General features: G+C 48.1%; 19 protein-coding genes. 11 read left to right on the top strand and 8 right to left on the bottom strand.

Features of this window, described 5'->3' with window-relative positions:
- Positions 1-344: 344 nt before the first annotated feature.
- Positions 345-1,355 carry a hypothetical protein gene (locus FC82_RS08150; RefSeq protein ID WP_056996691.1) on the bottom strand — a complete coding sequence of 337 codons (1,011 nt, stop codon included), beginning with the start codon at positions 1,353-1,355 and terminating at the stop codon, positions 345-347.
- A gap of 239 nt (positions 1,356-1,594) precedes the next feature.
- Between FC82_RS08150 and FC82_RS08145 the strand changes: the two genes are divergently transcribed.
- On the top strand, positions 1,595-2,773 hold the full coding sequence (locus tag FC82_RS08145) for an acetyl-CoA C-acetyltransferase (RefSeq protein WP_054758727.1): 1,179 nt from the start codon (positions 1,595-1,597) through the stop codon (positions 2,771-2,773).
- A gap of 77 nt (positions 2,774-2,850) precedes the next feature.
- Here FC82_RS08145 and sfsA read toward each other — a convergent pair whose 3' ends face one another.
- Entirely contained in the window at positions 2,851-3,483 is a 633-nt protein-coding gene (gene sfsA / locus FC82_RS08140) for a DNA/RNA nuclease SfsA (RefSeq protein WP_235809197.1), read from the bottom strand.
- Between the two features lie 294 nt (positions 3,484-3,777).
- Here sfsA and FC82_RS08135 point away from each other — a divergent pair, with 294 nt between their 5' ends.
- On the top strand, positions 3,778-4,302 hold the full coding sequence (locus tag FC82_RS08135) for a GNAT family N-acetyltransferase (RefSeq protein ID WP_054758731.1): 525 nt from the start codon (positions 3,778-3,780) through the stop codon (positions 4,300-4,302).
- Positions 4,303-4,316: 14 nt separating this feature from the next.
- A complete protein-coding gene (locus FC82_RS08130) occupies positions 4,317-4,505 on the top strand; it encodes a hypothetical protein (RefSeq protein WP_054758733.1) in 189 nt (62 codons plus the stop codon).
- Positions 4,506-5,071: 566 nt separating this feature from the next.
- Here FC82_RS08130 and addA read toward each other — a convergent pair.
- The 5 genes from addA to proB form a co-directional block, all read right to left on the bottom strand.
- Positions 5,072-8,761 carry a helicase-exonuclease AddAB subunit AddA gene (gene addA, locus FC82_RS08125; RefSeq protein ID WP_056996690.1) on the bottom strand — a complete coding sequence of 1,230 codons (3,690 nt, stop codon included), beginning with the start codon at positions 8,759-8,761 and terminating at the stop codon, positions 5,072-5,074.
- Positions 8,748-12,317 carry a PD-(D/E)XK nuclease family protein gene (locus FC82_RS08120; protein ID WP_056996689.1) on the bottom strand — a complete coding sequence of 1,190 codons (3,570 nt, stop codon included), beginning with the start codon at positions 12,315-12,317 and terminating at the stop codon, positions 8,748-8,750. The genes addA and FC82_RS08120 overlap by 14 nt, the downstream gene beginning before the upstream one ends.
- Before the next feature lie 290 nt (positions 12,318-12,607).
- Positions 12,608-12,964, bottom strand: a complete 357-nt coding sequence (locus FC82_RS08110) for a hypothetical protein (RefSeq protein ID WP_054758737.1) — start codon at positions 12,962-12,964, stop codon at positions 12,608-12,610.
- A 422-nt stretch (positions 12,965-13,386) separates the two neighbouring features.
- Positions 13,387-14,640 carry a glutamate-5-semialdehyde dehydrogenase gene (locus tag FC82_RS08105; protein WP_054758739.1) on the bottom strand — a complete coding sequence of 418 codons (1,254 nt, stop codon included), beginning with the start codon at positions 14,638-14,640 and terminating at the stop codon, positions 13,387-13,389.
- Positions 14,633-15,469, bottom strand: coding sequence for a glutamate 5-kinase (gene proB, locus FC82_RS08100; RefSeq protein ID WP_054758741.1), 837 nt, complete (start codon positions 15,467-15,469; stop codon positions 14,633-14,635). Before proB ends, FC82_RS08105 begins: the two co-directional genes overlap by 8 nt.
- A 780-nt stretch (positions 15,470-16,249) precedes the next feature.
- On the opposite strand from proB, the gene brnQ reads away from it, so the two are divergent.
- Complete coding sequence (gene brnQ, locus FC82_RS08095; RefSeq protein ID WP_056996687.1) at positions 16,250-17,626, top strand: branched-chain amino acid transport system II carrier protein; 1,377 nt, start codon at positions 16,250-16,252, stop codon at positions 17,624-17,626.
- Between the two features lie 130 nt (positions 17,627-17,756).
- Here the strand turns inward: brnQ and FC82_RS08090 are convergent, their stop codons facing one another.
- Positions 17,757-18,344, bottom strand: a complete 588-nt coding sequence (locus FC82_RS08090; RefSeq protein ID WP_054758742.1) for an NAD(P)H-binding protein — start codon at positions 18,342-18,344, stop codon at positions 17,757-17,759.
- A 234-nt stretch (positions 18,345-18,578) separates the two neighbouring features.
- Here FC82_RS08090 and FC82_RS08085 point away from each other — a divergent pair, with 234 nt between their 5' ends.
- The 7 genes from FC82_RS08085 (at position 18,579) to FC82_RS08060 (ending at position 25,493) form a co-directional block, all read left to right on the top strand.
- Positions 18,579-19,892, top strand: coding sequence for an NCS2 family permease (locus tag FC82_RS08085; RefSeq protein WP_056996686.1), 1,314 nt, complete (start codon positions 18,579-18,581; stop codon positions 19,890-19,892).
- An 831-nt stretch (positions 19,893-20,723) separates the two neighbouring features.
- A complete protein-coding gene (locus FC82_RS08080) occupies positions 20,724-21,920 on the top strand; it encodes an ABC transporter substrate-binding protein (RefSeq protein ID WP_054758744.1) in 1,197 nt (398 codons plus the stop codon).
- Positions 21,921-22,012: 92 nt separating this feature from the next.
- The gene (locus FC82_RS17335) at positions 22,013-22,141 is read left to right on the top strand and encodes a hypothetical protein (protein WP_268873499.1); all 129 of its coding nucleotides are present in this window, start codon (positions 22,013-22,015) and stop codon (positions 22,139-22,141) included.
- 18 nt (positions 22,142-22,159) lie between these two features.
- The gene (locus tag FC82_RS08075; RefSeq protein WP_056996685.1) at positions 22,160-23,038 is read left to right on the top strand and encodes a branched-chain amino acid ABC transporter permease; all 879 of its coding nucleotides are present in this window, start codon (positions 22,160-22,162) and stop codon (positions 23,036-23,038) included.
- A 6-nt stretch (positions 23,039-23,044) separates the two neighbouring features.
- Positions 23,045-24,004, top strand: coding sequence for a branched-chain amino acid ABC transporter permease (locus tag FC82_RS08070; RefSeq protein WP_054758745.1), 960 nt, complete (start codon positions 23,045-23,047; stop codon positions 24,002-24,004).
- Complete coding sequence (locus FC82_RS08065; RefSeq protein WP_054758746.1) at positions 24,001-24,780, top strand: ABC transporter ATP-binding protein; 780 nt, start codon at positions 24,001-24,003, stop codon at positions 24,778-24,780. Before FC82_RS08070 ends, FC82_RS08065 begins: the two co-directional genes overlap by 4 nt.
- 2 nt (positions 24,781-24,782) lie before the next feature.
- The gene (locus FC82_RS08060; RefSeq protein WP_054758748.1) at positions 24,783-25,493 is read left to right on the top strand and encodes an ABC transporter ATP-binding protein; all 711 of its coding nucleotides are present in this window, start codon (positions 24,783-24,785) and stop codon (positions 25,491-25,493) included.
- Position 25,494: the final 1 nt, after the last annotated feature.

Here is a 25,494-nt window from a genome sequence, read left to right as displayed (position 1 = left end):
ACTAAAGTTGATATGCCCTGCACTTTGTGAAACAAAACTTTGTTCAGTTTTCAAAGTTCTACCTAGCAAATTCTTTTACGAATCAGCTATTAAATTGTATCTTATCGTTATTTCGGTGTCAAGGAAAACTTTTAAAACCAACGTTTCAAAGGCTTTTCTTGTTACCCGAAGCAACTTATTAAGAATATCATCTCGAACGGTTTCTGTCAACAACCAATTTTATTTAATTAATATTGGTACAGGTTGGCGTTGCCGTTCGCGACAACAGATATAATTATACCAGTATTTGGAAAATGGTCAAGCATTTTTTCATCTTTTTTCAAATACTGATATGTTTTATGAAATCAATATCGATTATGATGTCGTCGCGATTGAAAACTTGGTCTGCCAGTTTGTTTCTTGGTAAAAACTGCTGCCCCCTGTTGTGGGTGTGCGCGAAGGTACTGATTAGTGAATGCATCAACCTGTTGTTTATTCGTCATGTCGACATGAGCAGTCTGCATTGCCGCCGTTAACTGGCTATAAAAGTGATCTAACTCCTCATTATAGAGATGGGCAAGCATCTCATGGTGATCACTCACCCATGATGACAGTGCTACTGAATTTTTGAGAATCCCTTTTTCAGCCAAGACTCGAATAAACGTTGTCATCGCCATCGGAATCAGGGTAAATAAACGGCGCTGTTTGTCATCATCATCAAGTACGGACACAAAATAGCGATAAAAAACCTCCTGCATTGTGTCTGGTTGCCAGTCCCCCGGGTCTTTTTTCAAACCCAGTATGGCAATACCAACGAACGTATCTATAATCACATCAACGTCATTCTGGTCAGCGGGACGCAAATTTCGAACCATTGGCACCTCGTGAACTGCGCTCAGCCACTCATCACTCAATGCATCTACTCGTTGAACCTCCGCTGTTTCGTCGCTCTCACTTGTACTCTTCGTATTTGTCTCTGATACTTTGTTTTGATGCTCGTGCGACTGATTTTGACTTAACGTCAACATGTCTTCACGACTATGTTTTGCCGCAGCCGTTAATGCGGCACGATTAGATAACCAGCCAGCCTGTTCTGCATACTGAAAGAAGCGACCTAAAATCGGCACAGTAGCAACGAAATAATTGTGAACTTGCATGTTATCAGTGGCAAACGTACCTGTCAATGTATCGACCACATCCGCTGGTGTCCAGTTCAGGATAAATGTCGTACTCGTTTGACCCAGCTTTAAAATAACCGCCTTGGCATAGCGTTTCTGATTCACCGTTAACCGATCAAAAGCCGTTGAATTGCTAAATGATTGGTAAGTTGCTTCTATAGTAGAAGGTATTTCGGTTGTCTGATTAGATTCATTCATCGATGTTCGCTCCTTTACGTACTACCTCTATTATAAGAAAAGGCCCTCTCATTTTCAAACCCAACCCGCCTTGCATCAGACAACGTGTTTAATCAACAATTCGTCTTGATAACTAGACACCGTCACCAAAATCCAACAAATTCCTTAAGTCTTTCGCATACCTAGTCACGAAAAATGACTTTTGTCCCAAAACCATGTTATGCTTAGTTTTTTAATACTGACATAAAGAGGAACCAGTAATGAATGAAGTGGTAATTTTAAGTGCTGTTCGAACCCCAATTGGTAAAATGGGTCGCAGTTTAGCGAGTTTGTCATCAGTCGATTTGGGGACGCTGGCGGCAAAAGCTGCCATAAAACAGGCACACATTGCCCCTGAGACCATTGATCAAGCCATCATTGGCAATGTGTTACAAGCTGGTGCAGGGCAAAATGTTGCCCGACAGATTGCGTTGAACAGCGGCCTCGCGCAAACCAGTACCGCAATGACCATCAATCAGGTCTGCGGATCTGGTTTAAAAGCGATCCGGCTTGGCCAAAGTGCCATCATGCTGGGTGACGCCGATATCGTTTTAGTTGGCGGGACCGAGAGCATGACTAACGTGCCCCACCTTGTTCCGAATATGCGTCAGGGTAAGGCATACGGCAGTACGACAATGCTGGATGGTCTGGAACACGATGGCCTGCTTGATGCTTTTTCACACAAACCAATGGGCATTACAGCCGAAAACGTTGCAGCTAAGTATCACGTTACCCGTGAAGCCCAAGACGCACTGGCCCTGCGTTCACATCAGCTGGCCGTCCAAGCAACTGAAACGGGCGCGTTCGACGATGAAATCGTGCCCGTCACCGTTCAGACTAAGAAGGGCGCCATCACGGTCACTCGTGATGAACCCATTCGACCGGATACGTCCATGTCTGCTTTAGCGGGTCTGAAACCCGCTTTTATCACTGACGGCATGGTGACCGCTGGTAATTCTGCCGGTCTCAACGATGGTGCCAGCATGCTCATACTGATGTCAAAGGCAGCTGCTGATCAGGCCGGCTTAGGTTACCTGGCCGTTCTCGATACCTATCAAGAAGCCGGTATCGACCCCAATTATATGGGTTACGCACCCTTCTACGCTGTTAACCAGCTGCTTAAGAAACAGCATATAACTATCGATGATATCGACCGTTTTGAAATTAATGAAGCCTTCGCCGCTCAAACAGTTGCGGTTATCCGCGACCTCCACATTCCAGATGAAAAAGTCAACGTCAACGGCGGTGCTATTGCTCTGGGTCACCCTGTAGGGGCTTCAGGCGCAAGAATTGTCACGACCCTCGTCCATGACCTGCAACGTGAAAAACTAACGACAGGACTCGCCACCCTCTGTGTTGGCGGTGGCATGGGCGTGGCTTTATCGCTCCACCGTCCATAACCGTCATATGCTGAACTAAAAAACTGCTATCCCAGACCAGATTTCCTATCTCAGGTCATGGACAGCAGTCTTTTGTATCATGCTTCATGAAAAACACTATTCGGGTCAAATGGCACCGTTTGCCGCAGGCTCAGACTATTTGCCGTTACGTTGCAGTCCATTGCAATCACGTGAACACCGGCTGCCTGCGCTTCCTGAATCGCGACTGCAAGTTTCGGTGCTCGTTGTTGGTAGATCGTCATGACATCCGCGAACGCCAGCTGAATGACAAATAGCAAACAGGCTGACTGTCCCTCGCCGACAATTCGCGTCAGTTCGTGGACATGCTTGACCGCACGGGTGGTCGGGGCATCAGGAAAAGCAACCACCCCATCGTTTTCAAGGGTCACGCCCTTGACTTCGATCCACAATGTTTCGCCTGAGTCTGTTTCACCGCAAAAATCAAGCCGCGACTGATCGTAAACGACTTCGGGTTTCAACTGAGCAAGCGTACCGATGCCGGGCAAATTCAACTCACCTTGTGTATAGGCCTCGAGGACAATCTTATTTGGCGCCTGACTATCAATATTGACCCATTGCCCCCGTTTTTGAACCGCAACGAGGTCATAATCTGTTTTTCTGGTCGGTTTCGGCTGATAGTTTAGTGCGACAGTCGTTTCCCCCGGAATCAGTAATTCTTTACTGTGCCCAGTATTTTTTACGTGTGTCACCACCGGTGTCCATCCAGCTCACAATTTGCGATAAATCGGTTTGGCCGGTCAATAAACGTTCCTTGCTTCACTTTATCATAGTGCACGATACCACTCCTCGCAGATCATCAATTACTCACAGTTTAGCATGAACTTATTAAACGTGCGTATATGAACTACCTGACATCTGCCGTTTCTTAACCTTCGCCACCACCGATCCTGCTTGTCCCTCACAAGATTTTAATCTATAATAAACAACGTTAAAAAACGTGACCAGTGAACCATAAGCCGGTCAATTGAGAAGAGGAATTATTCATGACTGCTACCTATCTTCGGCAGGCCACCCAGGCTGACCTACCTGGTATTACCAGCATTATTCACGATGCCAAAGCCTTTTTGAAACAGCAGAACATCGACCAATGGCAAGATGGTTATCCAGCAGACGATGACCTCAAAACAGACATCGATGAAGGCATTACGTACGTACTCGTTGTCGACGGCGCCATTGCCGGGACTGCTGCGCTGCACCAGGGCATTGATGTAAATTACTTGACCATTGACGATGGCGAATGGAAGACTGGCACCTTGGCCCGTTATACGGCCATTCACCGAATCGCGGTTTCTAGTCATTTTCGTGGCCAGCACCTCGCAAACCGGTTGATGAGCGGTCTGGTGACCATTTCCAGCGTTTTGGGTTACAAAGACGTTCGAATCGACACCCATCCCGACAACCAAGCCATGCAACATGTCATCAAGACTGCTGGTTTTGATTACTGCGGCAAGGTTTACATGCATGCATCAAAAGCGTTGCGCTACGCTTATGAACTTGTTATTAAGTAAATGAGGTGAGCACTATGACTGTACCAGATACAAAGGTTCAAGTTAAACTGTTGATACTCTTCATCGTCGGCCTAATCGTCGTCATTTCTGCCCTCGTGGCACTGTACCGCGCTAATCATTCCTTTAAAAATGCATCCACGATCGTGATGGCCATTGTGGCCTTGTTTATGATCGGTGTCATTACGACACTGTTCAGCTTGTAAAGTTTAGTTTGCATCGGTTAGGAAAACGGCTGTTTTGTTTCTGACCGTTTATACCGCTTTGGGCGCGATAACGACGCTGTTTCAAAAGGAGAACACGCGTCACCGTGACTCAATTGCAGTTGAACTCCCTCACTCTATTAAAATGAGGATAGGCCAAAGGCCCCCACAAGTAACAAGGGTGTCCGCTCAGAACGGGCCTGATTAATCCTAGCTCAAATGTGAGGAAAAATGGCCGCATTAAGCCATAAAAGCGTTCCTAGCTAAAAATCCATTGAGGGTTTTCAACTAGGAGCGCTTTTATTCGGCTGTAAATTTTTGGTATTGGTGGTCACGCCAATACCAGTTTTTTTGTGTCTTATTCCATCATAAAAGGACGCTATGTCCTCACATGTTACGATTAAATCACCACAAATCAATCGAAAGTGAGGAAAACATAGTGTCCCTAGATAATGATTCTATCCTAAAACTGATCAAATTAACAGATACTAATTTATATGTTTCAAAAGTATACTCTGAAAGAAAGCGTGGTGTCGTTACTCAAATAACTGAAGTGACGCTTTCTTTCGCTACATAGCTAGCGCCTCACCCGTAGATAGCAAAAATAGGTATTTATGCACCACTGGTTTACCCGTCATGTCCGACAGGGCTTGCGCATAGAGATTCAATTGTCCTGAATAACGGTCCTTAATTTTTGCAACGCCTTTGTCGCCCGGTATCACGTGGTCGGTCTTGTAATCAAACAACGTAATACCGTCTGCGTCTTCAAAGTAACCGTCAATGATCCCATGAATCAAAATCTTAGCCTGGTCATCGTGCAGGTCTTGAAAGACTTGATTAGCAGGTAGCAACAATGAAAATGGCGTTTCTCGGTGAGTGCCGTTGCCGTGAGCAACGATGGCTTTCCCCAACTCAGTGTCAAACAGTTGCTGCACATGACCTCGATCGATTTGTTCAGCGACTGGTGCGGCCATCACCTGATTGGCCACCAAAGTCTGGATTTGATGATCGATTACGTCAGTGGTGATCGGCTGTTCAAGATTCAGTTCCTGCAGCACTAAGTGGGTAGCTGTCCCGACCTCAGCCGCAGTTGGCGCCGTTACCGTCTGGAGAAACGCCGGTTGCCTAAAGTCGCTGGTCACAAACCGGTTGCCGTGTGACTGCTGCCACTTGGGATTGTACTGCCCAAGTTGCAGCATGTCTGGATCCTCAAATAACCGTTTAATTTCTGAAACGGACTGGTACGCTGTTGTTCGAGTCTCAGGTTCATACCCGTATTGCATGTTCAAAATATCATCGATCTTGTCCACATCAACACTGGCAAAATCTGTCTTCGCGATTTGCTTTTTCAAGTCATCCAACCAGACACTGCCGGTCATCGGCTTTTGATAGGCGGCCATTGCTGTCAGATTATCTGGTGTAACAAACGTTAGTGCAAAATCCGTTGGATCATCCGCAAGGGCTGGCAGTGGTTGCGCGTCAGCACTTTGGAACTTAGGGTGTCTGATGAGCGACATTCCGATCCAATCAAGGTAATTATGCGTTTTTTCACGCAAGCTTGGGTTGAGCACCAGCTGGTCATCCTGAGCAGCCGCCTGCCATGTTTTCAACAGATCGGCTTGCTGTTTGCAGGCGCCCACAACGTAGAGTTGTTGCTCTGCACGGGTTAACGCAACGTATAGTTTTCGCATCTCTTCAGCAAGTGATTCCTGCTTAGTCGTCACCTTAATGACCGCCTTCGGAATCGACTCGACCACCATCCGACTTTCAGGTTGAAAATCATCGATACCAATGCCCAGCTGGTTGTTCAACAGTGCCCGGCCCGTCGTATCCTGCATGTTGAAATTACGTGATGTATCCAGCAGGAAAACAATCGGATACTCCAAGCCCTTACTGCCATGGATCGTCATCACCTGAACCGCATTGTCAGTGGTTTGAGCGGCGGCTTCGGCCAGATCCTGGTCGTTATTCTGCATCCGTTCAATGAAGCGGACAAATTGAAAGAGGCCTTTAAACCCATTACGTTCATAATCGGCTGCTCGTTCATACAAGGCATGCAGGTTGGCCTGCCGCTGAGCACCCGCAGGCATACCCGCCACGTAATCGAGGAAACCGGTTTGTTGATAGATTTGCCAAATCAGCGTGGCTAAGGGTTGTTTGCGTGCAATTGACTGAAATGCTGTCAGCTGATCAAGAAAATGGGCCACTTTGGGCTGCAAACTGTCCGCATATGCCTGTCCTGCATAATCTTCTTCATACGTGAGCATAAAGTGTTGCAACGCTGAAAAGTAGTCATCCGTTTTATCGGTGATTCGCAGAAAGGCCAATTCATTTTCATTGAGTCCCACAATTGGTGACCGCAGCACAGCCGCCAGCGGTATATCCTGGTACGGGTTATCGATCAGCTGTAAGAGTGACATCATAATTTGAATTTCAGTAGTTTTAAAATAGCTTTGCGCATCGTTGATCTGAACCGGGATGTTTAGCCGGCCAAACTGATCTTGAATTTCAAGATTATTCGCCTTCGTCGGCGCAATGATGGCAATGTCTTGGTACGCTAGCGGCCGCATTGCTTGCGCACGGCGATCCCAGATTTCGGTATTATTTGTCATCAAATCGTTGATCTTTTGAGCCACGATGGTTACCTGGCCGGCGTTTTTGTCAGGAATACCACCCGGAGCCTTATCTGTCGGTGCTTCAGTCTCATAGATCAGCAGCGAGGCAACATTCGGCAGATTTTCAGGGTATGATGCACCATAAACAAGTTTGGCCGCGCCGCTATAACTGATCTGCCCCAAGTGTTCGTCCATGATTTGAGTGAAAATCAGGTTAGTAAAGTTATCGACATTGGCCATTGAGCGAAAGTTTTCTGCCAGGGTAATTTCTTTGCCAGCTGTCGGATCCGCCTGATAGCGCTGAAATTTAGTCAGAAACAGTTTCGGTTCGGCGAGGCGGAAACGGTAGATGGACTGCTTAATATCGCCAACCATGAATAGGTTGCCCGGGTTCTCCTGAGCAAGCGCGGTAACGATAGCTTCTTGCAGCTCGTTAGTATCCTGATATTCATCGACCATAATTTCGTGGTAATCCGTTTGGAGTTGGTGTCGAACGGCCTGTGCTTCACTGGTTTGCGTTTGAAGAATTTGCAGTGCAAAGTGTTCTACATCGCTAAATTCCAGCACGTGACGACGGCGTTTTTCCTTAGCATAGGCATCACTAAACTGTTTAACGACCGTTGCGAGTTTGCGAACCATCTGTTCACTATGGTGCATCGTAGCAATTGTGTCTGTCTCGTTTTGCGTCATGAACGACAGGATCTCATCGAGTTGGCTTTCCTTAGCCGCCTTTTTGTGACTAGCTACCTGGTCTTTAACGAGTTGGTAGCCTTCGTAAGCCTCATTGGTTTTCCGAATGGTCGGCAGTCGGCCCCAATCAAAAGCTTGGACCTGCTCACGAAACTGATCCCAAGAAGTTGTTTCCGGATGCAATCCGGCAAGCTGATCCAACAACGTATCCAAATAGGCTGCGACCTGGTCAACTTGCTCATCAGCAGCCAGATTTTTGGCGGCAGTTAGTTCCGTTTTAGCGTTCGCTAATTTATCTTGAATAATGGGTAATAATTGCGTTTTAACGATTGGCGCCGCCATGAGGCCATCACCAACCGCATAGGTGTCGCCAAGGTGGGCAAGCCAGTCATCGGGATCGGGTTTAGCCCCCATGAACCGGAAAACGTCACTAACCACGGTCGTCAGACCATCATCAGACCGGTCGCTTGAGAAATTCGCGACCAGCTCCTGAAACTGACCATCATCATCAGTTGCGTATAGGTCCTCCCGCACATCGTCCCAGACTTCCTCCTGCAGCAGTGCGCTCTCAGTCGCATCACCGAGGATTCGAAAAACAGGATCGAGATCGATCAAGTAGTAATACCGTTCAACAATCTGCTGACAAAAAGCATCCATAGTACTGATCGATGCAACCGGCAGCAGGGCCAGTTGACGAGTCAGGTAGCGGCGTTCATCCGCGTCGACTTGGTTGACCTGCTGTTTCAAAGCGGATTCGATTCTGTCCTTCATTTCTTTGGCCGCTGCTCGCGTGAAGGTCACGATCAGCAAATGGTCGATGCTTTCGTGGTCGAGAATCATGTTAATGACCCGATCAACCAGCACACGTGTTTTACCGGAGCCAGCGGACGCTGAAACCAGCAGATTCGTGTGGTGGGTGTCTAAGACTTCTTGTTGACTTTTAGTGTAATCCACGGTTTTTCAACTCCTCTTGCATCCGTTGTAAAATCACTTGTTTATCCCTGTCAGCCGTAAGCATCCGAAAGTCGTTTTCAGGCAGCATCGGGTCAAATTGCATGATGGCTTTGTACGGTGAATACTGCATCGCTGTCCGGCCGTTCGGGTACTTCACGGGGTTCAGATCCAACTGGCCAGCAAAAATAGCGTTGGCAGCGTCGGTGATCTTCAGTTCAGTAAACGACAGGAGGTCTTTCAGTTCATCAGCCGTCACGATAGTCCCAACGTTTTTCTTCAAGCTGCCCGACTTGGTGTAAGCATACGGGTAGACGCTGGCTGGATTCGTGTCGCGCTCCGGTTCCAGATTGCGTAACAGATCGTCATCGTTGACCAGCAGACCTTTGTACTGTTCTTTTGAAAGCATGGCGGACATGATGTCTGTTTTGAGGTCGTTGGGAGTCAGCGTTGGGTTCTTCAAATGTAGGTACAGCGCCCCCGCAAGCTCCGCGTCAGGATCATCCGTCAGCAGTGCCATATTGCGTTGGACCACATCCAAGTAAGTCATCATCTGCATGGCAATGCCATGGTAAATATCGTTTAAATCAACCTTATGGGCACTAGACTTATAGTCCACCACACCCACGTACTGATTAGAATTTTCAACTTTCATGGTGTCGATTCGGTCAATTTTCCCCCGAACCTGCACCTTTTTTTCGTTTGGCAAGTCGAACTTCAACGCTGGTAACCCATTTTCAGCACCAATGTGACCGAACATGACTTCGGTTTGTTTCGCCCGCATTGGGGTAAACTTCCCCTGCTCATGAAAAGCGCGCGCTGTCTGTTGAACAAGCGCAATCAGTTGGCGTTTAATATACTGCATACGGTGACTGCTGTTGAGGATCGCATACTGTAAATTCAGCGGGTCATCCAAAACGGCAGTGGTGATCTCGTCAACTAATTGCGTCAGTTGTCGCTCATCGAGTGCGGTCAGGTCAATATGTTCAGCATTGACCCGTTTCATCAGCATATCAAGCGAGGCGTGGAAAAATTCGCCGGTGTTGGCAGGTGACAGTTCAAAGGCATCCCGTTCCTGTAAGCGCAGGCCGTACTTCAGGAAATAGGCATACTGGTTTTGATAAAATTCTTCCAGTTTCGAGATCGAACTATTGATGGTCGTTGAATAAAGACCATCCACAATGTCTGGCGTCAGTTGAACGGGTTGGTTCCGGTAGGCGATACTGCCCATGAGCTTCTCAGTCAAATCATGTTCGGCAGTGTCCGTATCCAGCACGTGATAGACGTACTGCCAATTCAGCGAAAGGCTTCGTTGGTTTTCACGACTGTCGTTCGCGGCCTGAACTAAATGCCGCAGCGTAGCGCGTTTTGCTCCTAAGTACGGCTGGATCGTTTTGTCATCGGCCTTCGGCGTGGCTGCATGGGTTTGCACGGTCAAATTAAAATGTTGTTTGATTTGTGCGACGTACGGACTGATCTGGTTTTGGCTCTCACCGTCTTCACTCAACGGATAGGTAAAAATCAACCGTTCACTGGGTGTCATGAAGGCGAGATAGTTCAAATAGGGTTCCCCCTGCAGGGTCATGACGCCCGTATCACCCAAGTATTCGCCTTCTGGCAACACCAGCTGCTGCCGATCCTGATCGCTTAATAAACGTGAGGGTAAAGTGTTGTCCGGCATGACTTTATCGGTTGCCCCGATCATGAAGGTGATTTTCCGGTTATTCATTTGAATAATGCCGCTTTCAGAGATCGATACCTGATCCAGCGTAGAAGGAATCTGTGAATAATCTGCCCCTTCAAAGCCAGCGAGCAGCAAAGCCAAAAAATCATCCGCAACAAACTGGCGGTCACCAAGGATCGTGACGTATTCATCCAGCAGGTCACAAAACGTGTTCCAGGTCTGTTCTGGTTGGCCTGCCGTCACAAGGTCTCCCGCGTCGATTGCCTGATCGCGCCAAGCCATGAGCTGATCAACAACACCGGCATTGGTTAAAAACCGGACTAAAATCTGCGCGGCTTCACGCCCGTTTTTGGCGTTATCTAACTGTTTGAAAAATGGCGGCAGCGTATCGCGAACGAAATGGCGGATCATGTTGATCTGCTGCCCCACGGTATCATCGGCACTGGTTTGCGTGCCCAGATCATCAGTCTGCAGTCGCGCGTACGGCCAGTCCTCTTTCTGAAGCCATTTGTTTCCCTGATAACCCATTTTAAGCACCCAATTTTCCGTTTTAAACAGCGCGTCACGGAATTTGAGCACGGCTACCGGTTCACCAGTCTCATCTTTAGGCAACATGAGTTCAGTTTTCAGCAAACGCATCAGGTCAGCGTACTGGTAATGTCGTCGTTTAATTTCAAACAGCGACGTAATCAGCTCAACTAGCGGGTGGTCAGCCATGGATTGTGACACATCGCTAAAATATGGAATCTCTTGCGCGTTCATAATAGGTCCCAGAACGTTTTGATACTTATCCAGATGACGCGTTAGAATCAGAAAATCACGGTACCGGTACCCTTTTTCAGCAACCAATTGCCGAATCGTGGCCGCCACACGCGCCACTTCGGCGTAGCGATTATCGGCTTGGATAATTTGAATGGCTTGCGGGTCAGATACCGTTTCTGGCTGGGTGCGGCTGAGGCCGGTAGCACTCTTTTGCCAGTATGTTTCCAAGTGTTGCAGATCAGCGCCAACCCGTGGCTGTTTCGCAATCACATCCGTCATCACTGGTACATTAAGACCCCGGGCTGTCTGATAGAGGCGCAGGTAGGTTCTGGAAGGTTGAAAGAAAATGCTTTGCTCATTGATCGTCTCTGGCGTTGGCGTACCGTGATCCACAGTCAGCGCGACCTTCACTTCGCTGGCGCCCTGCATTAACGTTTTCAGCAACGCCATTTCTTGAGCGGAGAACTGGGTCTGTGAAAAACCGTCAAAGTAAAAGTGCGCGTGACTCAGATCGGTATCTTCCAAGTAGTCGCTGAGTTGATTCAGAAGGTCAGTGTTCGCAACGTATTTATTCGCCATAGCGGCGTCGAAACTGTCATAAATTAAAACAAGATCGTGCAGTTTAGCATCCAAATCGGCACTGGTCCCGATGATGTTTTCAGCCACCTTTCCGAGATCAAACGCGCTCACCTGACCGGTTTTTAATTCCATTAATTGCCGCGTCAGCATTGTGATGAATCCCGGGCGGTCGGCCTCGCCCGCAAATAATTTCAACTCTGAGCGATGGTCGATTATCGATTGATAAACGAGCATGTTCAGACCGGCTTCGGATACCCGGGGTAATTGATACTGCGGCGTGTTCTTCATAAAGAACCAAGCCAGACGGGTCAGTGACAGCACCTGAACAGCGGACTGGGCATAACCGGTCAGATCCTTGCCAGCCTGTTGTGCAAGTCGGTCAAGGATCTGAACTTCAGATTCAAACTTAATATGGTTGGGAACAAGGTAGTAGAATTGGTCGTCAGGATGGGCTTTAAGGCTAGCCGTCAAGGCGTTCAACAGCTCTGCTTGATGGTCCATACTGGCCGGCCCGATAATAAATTGAAGGGACATGTCACCGGCACCTTTCTCGATAATTTGATGTCTTAATCATACCACAGTCGAATATTTGTTCGGGCTGTTTTTGTGTAAATTTCGTGTAATGATTTGATACGTTTTTTGTAAAGATTATTGCAGTTACGTAAATAATCGGCACGCTGTCGTTTTCTCGAATGTGTGCGGATTTTAGGCCAATTGTTCTGAATTCAAAAAAACGAGTCAGAAGAAAGATTACCTCTTCAAACTCGTTAAATGCATACATATTCATTTTGTAACCCAATACATCGCCGTACTAGATTTACAGCCTAGGCATCCTCTTTATTGACCGCCAAATGGTTTTCCATCAAAACTTCATTCGTAAAATGTTCAAGATCCGCTAAAACACTCGGATCATCGTTTGCGCGAGCAGCTTGGCTCTCCGCAATTGCCCACTTTGCCAGGTTATCCGTGATGGGGACGATGTCTTGCAATATATGCATGTCGGCCTGATCACCGTGCTCCTGTTGAATTTCGCGAAAGCTTTCATAATCGGTGATCAACCGCAGTGAATCACCGCTTTGGCGTTCCGTCGATTCGAAAATAACAAAGTGCGATTTGCGGTTGGCTTCGTCCATTTGAGACCGTAAAATCGCCAACTGTTCTGGGTTTGTTTTTATCGTCACAGCCACGTCACCTCTTTACGTCTAGTTTAGCAAACTTTAAGGGTTTAAACACCCTAAAATCTAAGGCATTTAGTATTTTTTAAGGACAAGTCGTGATCAATTGACAAAGATTTGAACTGGTTTATCTGGATTATTATTGAAAAAAGCCAAGGGCGTAACAATTTCCCTTAGCCTCCGTTTGTCTTGTGGGTCTAACTCTGGTGCTTATTGGCGCTAGACGTGATTTGTCTGTTCTGAATTGAGGGGAAATCGCCCTCACTCCTGCCCGTTTTACGCGACCTGATTAAAGGTCGCAGCGCTGCTTTGTGGGCACCTTTTCTAATAGCCAAGCGAAAAACGCGGTTCAAAAAGCTGGGGCGCTGCCCAACGGTCTCGGAAAAAGGCCAATTGGTCGTCACACCCAAAACACTTTCTGCTAAACGTTATTTTCTAACCTGCCCATTTCCATAGATAATATACTTTGTTGAGGTCAGTTCATTTAACCCCATCGGGCCGCGGGCGTGCAATTTCTGTGTACTGATACCGATCTCAGCACCGAAACCGAATTCGAACCCGTCGGTAAACCGGGTCGAGGCATTAATGTAAACACAGGCGGCGTCAATGCGTTGCAGGAACTTCTGGCCATTTTGATAGTTGTCCGTAATGATGGCTTCGGAATGTTTTGTATTGTGGGCGTTGATGTGAGCGATAGCTTCGTCTTCTGAATCGACCACTTTAACGGCCATGATCAGGTCATTATACTCTTCATCCCAGTCGGCATCTGTCGCTGCAATCATGCCGGGAACAAGAGCTTGGGCACGTGCATCCCCACGCAGCTGAACACCCTGATCCTGCAAAGCTTTTGCGATTACTGGCAGGTAGTCTGCCGCAACGGCTTCGTGAATGAGCAATTTTTCCGCAGAATTGCAGACGGAAGGGCGTTGAACTTTAGCGTTTACCGTAATGTCGGTCGCCATTTTGAGTTCGGCAAATTCGTCGACATAGATGTGGCAATTGCCGGCACCCGTTTCAATGACGGGCACCTTTGCCTGTTGGACGACCCGCTGGATCAGACCCTGGCCGCCACGAGGAATCAGCACGTCCAGATAGCCGGTCAGCGCCATCATCTCGTTCGCTGTTTCGTGAGAGGTATCATGCACCAATTGAATGGCGTTTTCATCCAAACTGATTTCGTTCAATGCTGCCCGCAACACACCGCTAACGGCAATGTTCGTCTGAATAGCTTCCTTACCACCACGCAGGATTACCGCGTTGCCGCTTTTGAAACACAACGCCGATGCATCCGCCGTTACGTTTGGCCGGGCCTCAAAGATAATGCCGATCACACCCAGCGGTACCCGCTGCTGACCAATCATAAGCCCGGCTTCGTTCTTCCACATCCGATCCACTTTGCCGATTGGATCCGGTAATTGGGCTACCTGGCGCATACCTTCCGCCATGGCTTCGATCCGGTCCGAAGTCAGGGTCAGCCGGTCAACAAAACTCTGCTTAAGGTCAGTCGCGTTGGCGAAATCCTTCTTATTCGCGTCTAAAATAATATCTTGGTGATTGACTAAGGCAGCGGCCATCTGCACTAAGGCATCGTTGCGTTGACTGGCTGAAAGTTGCGCCAATTGTGTTTCCGCCGTTTGGGCTAACTGGCCCAACTCAGTAAGGTTCGTTGCAGTATTATCCATTTTTGACCGCTCCTTTTCGTTCCGGGGTAAACCAGGTTCCCAACGGTTTACCGGCTAAAATATCCAAAATAATCGCAGGGTCGGCGCCGCTGGCCAACACCATTTCTTTATTATCATTCAACATCATTTCAGCTGCTCGCAACTTGGTGATCATGCCGCCGGTCCCGTATCGACTGCCCTTACCGCCAGCCACAGCATAGGTGTCGTCAGTAATGGTATGAATCGTCGAAATGAGTTTTGCATCATCGTGGGTCATCGGGTTCGCATCGTAAAAGCCTTCAGTATCCGACAGCATCACCAGCAGATCCGCATCTGTGCGCATTGCGACAATGGCAGACAACTGGTCGTTATCGCCGAACTTCGTCTTATGATCCAATTCATCAACGGCCACCGAGTCGTTTTCGTTCACGATTGGCACAATATGCATACTCAGCAGTTTATCAAACGTGTCCAAAACGTGTTGCTTGCTGGTCGGAAAATCAAACACATCGTGGGTCAGCAACAGTTGGCCAATGGCTTGATTATAGTGATCAAATCGTTGATTAAACAAGGTGATCAGTTTGCTTTGACCAATGGACGCCAGTGCTTGCTGTTCCGAGATGTTTGTGGGTCGTTCAGTCAACCGTAGTGCGTTCAGACCAACACCGATCGCCCCTGACGACACTAGGATTACTTCCTTGCCCTGACCACATAACGTGCTCAGAACAAAGGCAAGCTGATCGATGGTGCCGAGATTCATTTTGCCATTGGGGTAAATCAGGCTGCTGGTCCCAACTTTTACGACCAAGCGCTTCACGTTCATCTTTCGGTTCTCCGACTGCGTCTCCATAACTGTCCCATCTTTCGTTCATATTTGTTGCCTATAGTAGTAGCTGAATCATACCGGATATGTCCCCTAATAGCAAGTATCACGCCATTTTCCTTGTCCTAACAGGGAGCTGTATTGACCGTTAGATCCTGGCATTTGACACCAGGCGCCACTCACGATTTCAAAGAGAATAACACCTCATCGATCAAACGGCAGGTCCAGTGACACTTTTCAGGCAATCAGCTGCTAACCAAACTTTCTAATCAAAATATAACATAAATAATTTCAGTCCTCATGAGAACCGGGTAAATTTTCGTTTAAATTGTGCATCAATTCCAGTAACAGCGGTCGTTACAGTCTTCAATGACCCTGTGTCGGTTATTGACAAATTCGGTCGTTATTTTAAAAAGATTTTAACTTTCTCCTTGACATTTAATCTTGGCCATTTTATAGTGTGCTCATAAACATATTTCACATATCATATTTTTTTCAAAGACTATGCGTAGAAGAGTAGTCGCTAGGAATATTTCCAGGGAGCCCCATCTAGTGGAACGGGGCAGTTGAACTAGTTGATGAAAGTAATCTACAAGTCGTGACCGCGACGAGTTATCGAAGTGGTCACTGGGAGTGCGCCCATTATAGCAATGAAGTATCACGGACAGATTGCGCATCTGCCGGCCGTACTTTAAAAGCCGACCCACTGTGAAGTGGTCGGAAAACAAGGTGGTAACACGTTAATAACACGTCCTTAGCTAATTAAGCTAAGGGCGTTTTTTGTTACCCCGAACAGGAGGAATTCACATGAAAACATCTTTAACTAAGCGTCAATATTTAATTTTAGGCTCATTGCTCTTCGGTCTCTTCTTTGGTGCCGGGAACCTGATCTTCCCCATTCACTTGGGCCAATTAGCTGCCGGTAACTGGGGTCCCGCAACTATCGGATTTTTACTAACCGCCATCTTACTGCCATTATTATCAATTCTGGCCATTAGCTTAACCCGAAGCAACAGCGTGTACGACCTGGCCCGCCCCGTTGGCCGCAAGTTTGCACTGTTCTTCTTAATTATGATCCACGCCACTTTGGGGATCTTGGTTGCCTCACCACGGACCGCTACCACAACCTTCGCAATTGGGGTTCAACCCTTCTTGCCAAAAGCCTGGGACGGTATTGGTTTGATCATCTTCTCCGCATTATTCTTCGGCATTTCATTCTTGCTTTCATACAACAAAAACAAGATCACCGATTACGTTGGTAAGATTTTAAACCCAATTCTGGTTGCCCTCTTAGCCTTCATCTTCTTCTTAGCATTCATTATTAAAGGCGACATTCGCAACATTTCAATTTTCCCACAGTCAACCGGCGCCGGCAGCAACCTGATCAACGGGTTCCTGCAGGGCTACAACACCATGGACGCTTTGGCCGGCTTAGGTTTCGGTGTTACCATCATCGCTGCCTTGCGATTGTTCGGCATGAACGACACTAAGCTCCGTTCAAAAGCCGTTGCTAAGGTTGGGGCCATCAGCATGGGTCTCGAAGCCATTATTTACATTTTCCTGATTGCTTTAGGTGCTTCTAGTTTAAGTTATCTGAAATTGACAGCAGATGGCGGCTCCGCTTTCACCGCTATCATGGCCCACTACACCGGACTTGCTGGTACTGCCATTCTGGGTGCCGTTACTTTCCTTGCCTGCATGACGTCATGTATCGGTTTGATGACCGCACTGTCAGAAGACTGGAGCCAACGTTTCCCAAAGTTTAGTTACCACTTCTTCTTGAGCCTGACTTCAATTGGTGCCTTCATCGTTGCCAACTTCGGTTTGGATCAAATTATCGCTTATTCGACCCCGCTGTTGAGCTTCATTTACCCGTTAGCAATGGCTTTGATTGCACTGGGCCTGCTCAATCCATTTATCGGCAAGAATGTCTTTATCTACCGGACAACGATCATCCTGTCATTCATCCCAGCAATCTTAGACTTCATCCACACAATGCCGCCATTCTTTGCCAACATGGGCTGGGCTAAAGCCATCAATGCTTGGGCAACCGGCACGATTCCGCTGTTCGCTCAGGGACTGGACTTCTTCCCATTCCTGTTGATTGGTCTGCTGGGCAGCTGGGCAATTGCTAAGATCTTTAACATCGCCCCCGCAGCCACCCTGTCGAACAACAACCGTTAATTTAGTGAATTACCTCTAAAAACATATCGTTACACATAGAACAAGCGTCATCGCGCAGAACGCGCACACATAAGAATCAGGAAGACGTCCGAGTGATCGGGCGTCTTTTATCGTATATATAGGAAGTCTTTTAGTCTGAAATAACCGCGATTGACTGATTCAAGTGCGTGCTGTGACGAAGTTCATCAACAACAACACGCACAAAATCCGTCTCGCTCACAGGTTGTGCAGGGACTGGTTCACCTTCATTGATCAGCTGAACGCTGCCGGATGTTTCAGGAACGACTGCGACTGGCCGTAAAATGGTGTACGGCAGTTCGGCCTCGTCAACGATCTTAATCGCGTAACGCTGTTGTTTCAGAAATTCACTGGTGTCACTAACGCCCTCATAATGCAGCGGTTCAGCAACTTCATTATCAATGCCGGCAACCGAACGCATCACCGTCCGGCACTGGGTCCCAGCCTCGCGAATCGCCGCAAAAACGGCCTCCAGCTTCCAATCCACATCCATGCCGATGAAGTCAGAGTAGATGACGTCCACGTCCTGCACGGCATTCTGGTACGTCTTTGCTTTGCGGGCATCCCCGTTGACTTGCTGGTCCAGCGGCACCCCTTTTACCGGATCTTCAGCGAACCCGACCACCGTCATCTCAGTCAGTTGTTCGGCTATCTGTTGGGCCACTGGCTGGTCGATACCCAAGATCAAACACTTCGTCATGTTGCGACTTCCTTTCATTGCTCATCGATTATTCATTTTCTCATTTCTACTATACCAGAGGTTTAGCACGCATTATAGCCCATTCACGATTTTCACATAAAACGTTAAACTGAATTTTTAATCATTCGACTATTGAAACAGAAATAAATAAATGATACTATGGAAAATGGTTTTTAAAAGTAAAACACGAACATTGTCGGCAATAATTACTTATTTAAGGGGTTTTAGATTATTATGGGTCAAAAGATTGCGTCATATTTTCAGTTTGAAGAATTAGGGACTAACTACAAGAAGGAATTCTTGGCAGGGCTGACGACCTTCATCTCCATGGTCTACATCCTGTTCGTTAACCCCAATGTCCTGAGCGTTTCCGGCATGGACAAAGGTGCCGTCTTCACGGCCACCGCACTCGCCAGTGCCTTCGGGTGTTTCTTAATGGGCATCATCGCCCGTTACCCGATCGCCATTTCTGCAAGCCTTGGGATCAACGCGTTCTTCTCCTACACCGTTGTGTTGGGGATGAAGATCCCGTGGCAGACAGCCCTCGCTGGTGTGTTTGTTGCCTCTATTTTATTTATGATCCTAACCGCTTTTAAGATTCGAGAAATGGTCGTTGACGCCATTCCGCGTGATTTAAAGATGGCCATCAGTGCCGGGATCGGCCTGTTCATTGCCTTCATCGGGCTCAGTGACGGCGGGCTGATCGTAGCTAATAAGTCCACCATGATCGGCCTTGGTTCCCTGCACGTCGGCAGTACCTGGTTGACCATTATTGGCCTGATTTTGACCATCATCCTCATGAGCGCCCGGATACCTGGTGCCATCTTTATTGGGATGGTTATCAACGTGATCATCGGTCTTTCCCTCGGTCTGATCAAGGCACCCTCTTCATGGATCGCTGGTGTGCCAAGTCTGAAGCCAACGTTTGGTGTTGCACTCTTACACGTTGGCAGCATCAATACACTCCAGTTAGCAGTGGTCGTCTTGACCTTCTTATTGGTCACCTTCTTTGACACCACGGGAACCTTGGTTGGCTTGGCTGAACAAGCTGGCCTCGTTAAGGATAACAAGATTCCACGTATCGGCCGGGCGCTGTCCGCAGACTCCACCACAATGGTTGTCGGTTCACTGTTAGGGACCTCACCAATGGGCGCCTTCGTTGAATCTTCAGCCGGGATCGCCGTTGGTGGCCGTTCCGGGTTCACCGCCGTCGTTGTCGGCGTGCTCTTCTTGCTAGGCTCATTCCTGTCACCGTTGTTAACGGTGATCACTGACCAAGTCACCGCACCCGCCCTGATCATTGTTGGGATGCTGATGGCCCAATCACTGACAAAGGTTCATTGGGACAAGTTCGAAATTGCCGCCCCATCCTTCCTGATCTTGGTTGGGATGCCACTGACGTACAGTATCTCAGACGGGATCGCCCTGGGCTTCATCACCTACCCACTGTCCATGATCGCCGCCAAGCGTGGTAAGGAAGTCAGCCCCATTATGTACGGTTTAGCTGTCGTTTTCGTCATCTTCCTCTGGATCTTGCAAGCCAGCTAATCAGCGACACTTTTAATATACGAAATAAAAATGGTTCTCTGCTCAGAATATAAGAGGCCCCAACTAAATTCCTAAATGGGTTTTTGGTTGGGGTCTCTTTTTGACCGGAAGTGACTGTTTCGTGCACATTTGGGCGAGATAAACTGGCAGTACCAAAGTTACAAATTTACGCCAACCTACAAGTAATATGAGCCGTGAAGCAACCCTTTTTTAACGGTTCAACCACTCTTAATGCGGTCAGTTGCGGTCTGTAATTTAATTAACCCCGTTCGAAAACTCATCACGGCCTGCCAGAAAATGAGCATCGAAACCCATTAAAATAACCAAGTACTACATTAAAATTTAAAAAGACGATTATCTAGTAACTTATTGATATATCAGTGTTTATCAACCAATATTCCAAGTAAACATTAAAATAAAATTAAAAAAGTTGTTGACGTGTTAAAATTTCTTAGCTATACTTACGTCATTCAATCAAGCAAATAAATTCTGACAAGGAGGTTACGACCATGAAAAACACATCATTTACACATACAGTTAACGTAACCTCTGCTCGTCAGAATTTAGTCTTATTATTAAAAACCAGGGACGCAACTTTGAATTAGCGCTTAGTAATCACGTTTACTAAACCACTTCAAACAAGTTGAGCCCTATTTTCGTTTTTAATGATGAGGGCTTGCTTCATACTTCGACTTCAACCCTCATTCATTTACTGGATGAGGATTTTTTTATTGCTCGAAATAAAGGAGGGTCGTCACGAGAAAACCTTTTTGGGATCAGGGATACATATTGCACCACTCGAAAAAATTATTGGAAAGTAGGAATTCAATTATGAAGAAGAACACGTTTAAGAAAATGGCAGGAATTGCCGCGATTATGATGTCAGCTGGGATTTTTGCAGGATGCAGCACTGCAACGACTAAGTCCGAGGGGAACACCGCAACCGGCAACACGATCAAAATTGGGGTCAACATGGAACTTTCAGGATCCGCAGCCGGTTATGGCCAACAGCAAAAACAAGGTATCCAATTGGCTGTCAATCAAATCAACAAAGATGGCGGCGTAAAGGTCGACGGCAAGAAGAAAAAGATCAAGCTGGTCGTCCGCGACAACAAGACATCAACCAGCACCAGTGCTTCAGTTGCCGCTCAACTGGTCAACAATGACAAAGTCAGTGCCATCGTCGGACCAGCAACCACCAATGCCGGAACCGCTGAAATTCCAACCATTACTAAGGCAAAGGTCCCAAGTGTCAGTCCTTCCGCCACCGACCCAGATTACACGTTGAAAAAGAACGGCAAGGTCCAACCATACGTCTTTCGTGCCTGTTACCAAAACAACTTCCAAGGATCAACCGCAGCTAAATTTACATACAACACACTCAAGGCTAAGAACGTGGCCATCCTGACCGATAACTCAAGTGATTACGGGACTGGATTGACCAAGGCCTTCAAGAAAACATATAAGGGCAAGGTCGTTTCAAGCCAGACCTTCCAAGAGGGCGACAAGGACTTCAACGCTATCCTAACCGCTATCAAGAACAAAAAAATTGATGCCATTTACGCGCCAGGGTACTACTCAGAAATCGGTTTGATCATCAAACAAGCGCGTCAAATGGGTATCAACGTCCCAATCGTCGGTAGTGACGGGATGGCCGATCCTAAATTGGCACAAATCGCTGGTGACAAGAACGCTTCAAAAGTTTACTACACCACACCGTTCTCAACCACGGTCGCTGAAAAGTCGAAGACCGCTAAGAAATTCATGGCAGCTTACAAGGCGCGTTACCACGCCGAAGCCCCTACTTTCTCAGCGTTGGCCTATGACTCTGTTTACATGATCAAGGACGCTATCGAAAAGGAAAATTCAACCAACTCCGTTAAAATTGCTAAGGGCTTGGCAAAGACCAAGAACTTTGACGGCGTGACCGGGACCATCACCGTTGACAAGAAGCACGATGCCAACAAGCCGATTGCAGTTGAACAGCTGACAAACGGTAAGGTAAGTGCCTCAACTGAAGTTAAGTAACACAATCGATCATTATCACGTTGAAATCATTCCCGTCTTTGGTGGGAATGATTTTCGCATATTGGGTTCTGACTGCCTGTCACACGCCGTAGTTGGCACGTGGCGCAGTCGATAACGCTGCTAAGTATCGCAAACCCAAGTCAGCAGATCATCCGTCCCCACCGCACGGCGCAGCAACGGTTGATCCGCATGAACTCGATATTAAATTCTTCCGCACATAACGATTAGGAGGAACCAAAGTGCAAACACTACTACAACAACTTATAAACGGCCTCTCGCTCGGCAGCATTTACGCGCTGCTGGCACTGGGCTACACCATGGTGTACGGGATCATTAAACTGATCAACTTCGCCCATGGTGACATCTACATGCTGGGTGCCTTTTGGGGCTACTACGTGATCAATTACTGGCACTTCAACTTCATCTTCGCGCTGCTGTCGGCCATGCTGGTCTGCGCAGTCAGCGGGGTGATTATTGAATACTTGGCTTACCGGCCGCTCCGGCACTCGCCGCGGATTGCCGCCTTGATCACCGCCATCGGGGTTTCGTACTTCCTGGAAAATGGGATGTCGTACCTTTACGGCTCCAGTACTCGGAGTTTTCCGCAAATTATTAAACAAGTGAACTACCACTTCGGCGGTGTTCAAATTTCAAACATTCAAATCTTGATCCTCGTCACTGCCTGCCTGTTGATGATCCTGCTTCAACTGATTATCAAACGCACTAAGATGGGCCGGGCCATGCGCGCTGTGTCTGTTGATCCGGACGCTGCCGAACTGGTCGGGATCAATATTAACCGCACCATTTCGTTTACCTTTGCCCTGGGTTCTTCAATGGCTGGGGCTGCCGGGGTTCTTATCGGGCTTTACTACAACTCGATCGACCCGCTGATGGGGATGACACCTGGGATCAAGGCCTTCGTTGCCGCCGTTGTTGGTGGCATTGGTTCGGTACCGGGTGCTTCGCTTGGCGGGTTCCTGATTGGCCTGCTTGAAACGGGTGTCCAAGCTATCGGTCTCTCCGCGTACAAAGATGCCGCAGTTTACCTCGTTTTGATTATTATCCTGTTGATCCTGCCAGCCGGGATCTTCGGTAAAAATACGAAAGAGAAGGTGTGACGGTCTATGAAAGCAAATTTTAAATATAACATTTGTTGGCTGATCGTGATGATTGCCGGTTTTTATGCCATCAACACCCTCATCCTCGTGGGCGTCATCAACGCCTTTATTGAAAATATGCTGGTCACGATTGGAATCAACATTATCCTCGCAGTCGGTTTGAACTTGGTTATCGGGTTCGCCGGTCAGTTCTCACTTGGACACGCTGGATTCATGGCCGTTGGGGCGTATGCCACAGCAATCATTACGTCGGACCATGCAAACGCTGCTGGCTTTTGGACGTCAATTGTGGTCGGTATCATCATTGCAATCGTGGCCGCTTTGATTGTTGGGATCCCAACACTGCGGTTACGCGGCGACTACCTGGCCATTGCCACCATGGGAGCTGCTGAGATCATCCGGATCATCATCAACAACCTGAAAATTACCAACGGCGCTGCTGGGATGTTTAACATTCCGCAATTTGCGACCTGGCCAGTTGTGTACATTATGGTCTGTGTGACCAGCATCCTCATCGTGAATTTCATTCACAGTCGCGGCGGCCGCGCTGCCATGGCGGTTCGGGAGGACGAAATCGCCACTGAGTCCATGGGAATCAACACGACTAAGTGGAAACTGGCCGCCTTCGTCTTTGGCGCTGCCACCGCAGCCATTGCCGGTTCTCTGCAGGCCTCTTACGTGCAGACCATCGCACCAACCAATTACAACATCATGGAATCCATTGCTATTCTGATCATCGTTGTCCTAGGCGGGACCGGCTCCATCACCGGCAGTTTCGTTGCCGCTTTTGTTCTGGGTATCCTGGATACCGTTTTGCAAGATTTCGGAACCCTGCGAATGGTCATTTATGCCGTCGTCCTTGTTGTGATGATGGTCTTCAAGCCATCCGGTCTGCTGGGCACCTGGGAATTCTCGTTTAAACGCCTCTTCGGCCACCGCAAACCAAAGGGGGAAACGCAAGCATGAGTACAATTCTAAAAGTTGACGACCTCGTTAAAAACTTTGGCGGGTTAGCCGCTGTATCCAACGTATCCATGGCGCTGAACGATGACGAACTTGTCGCCCTCATCGGCCCCAATGGTGCGGGGAAAACCACTGTGTTCAACCTGCTGACCGGCGTGATCGTGCCAAGTTCCGGCGCCATCACGTTTAACGGCCCCAACGGTACCGTACCGATCAATGGTATGAAACCGTATAAAGTCGCTAATCTTGGGCTTGCCCGGACGTTCCAAAACATTCGGCTATTCAAGAACCTCAGCGTCATCGACAACGTACTGATCGCGATGACCAGTCATTACAAGGAAGGGTTCATTCAATCTGTGTTTCGGCTGCCAAAGTACTACAAGACCGAAGCCCGCATTCGTGAAGAGGCCATCGACCTGCTGAAAATTTTTGACCTGCAGGACGACATCAACGTACTGGCAAAGAACCTGTCTTACGGGATTCAACGACGCCTAGAGATTGTCCGTGGCCTTGCCATGAAACCTAAGATTCTCTTCTTGGACGAACCGGCAGCCGGAATGAACCCCGAAGAAACCGCTGATTTAACACGACTGATCCGCAAGATCCAACGTGAATTTCACATCACGGTTTTGCTGATCGAACACGATATGTCCCTCGTCATGAATCTGGCCGAACGCATCTACGTGCTCGACCACGGATCCTTGCTTGCTGAGGGTACCCCAGATGAAATTCAACAAAACGACGCCGTTATCAAAGCGTATTTGGGAGAGGAGGCCTAGAAATGGCCATGTTATCAGTCGACAACCTTGCCGTGAATTACGGTGTCATCACCGCGGTCAAGGGCGTCAGTTTTGAAATCAACGAGGGCGAGATTGTTTCCCTGATTGGGGCAAACGGTGCTGGCAAGACCACGATTCTTAAGACCATTTCCGGCCTGCTCAAACCCGTTAGTGGCACCATTACCTATGAAGGCAAGCAGATTCAAAAGGAGAAAGCCCCAAAGATTGTGGCCCAGGGTATTTCGCAGGTGCCTGAAGGCCGCCATATCTTCCCCGGTTTAACCGTAAAAGAAAATCTGCAGATGGGGGCGTTCCTGCAATCCAATCACCAGCAGATCAGTGACACGTTTGGCGAAATTTACAAGCGGTTCCCCATCTTGAAACAACGGGAAAATCAGGACGCCGCCACCCTTTCCGGTGGTGAGCAGCAGATGTTGGCCATGGGCCGCGCCCTGATGTCCAAGCCGAAACTCATTTTGCTGGACGAGCCGTCCATGGGGTTAGCACCAATCTTCATCAACGAAATTTTCGACATCATCAAGGCCATTCAAGAACAGGGCACCACGGTGCTCCTGATCGAACAAAACGCAAAAAAAGCCCTCTCCATCGCGGACCGGGGCTACGTGCTGGCATCCGGCGAGGTCAAATTAACCGGGACCGGCCAGGAACTGCTGGCCAACGCCGACGTCCAGAAAGCATATCTAGGGGGTTAAA

The organism is Secundilactobacillus collinoides DSM 20515 = JCM 1123, from assembly GCF_001435975.1.
Taxonomy (GTDB): Bacteria; Bacillota; Bacilli; order Lactobacillales; family Lactobacillaceae; genus Secundilactobacillus; species Secundilactobacillus collinoides.
Note: the sequence above shows the minus strand (reverse complement) of the source record. Positions and strands in the feature narration are given on the sequence as shown.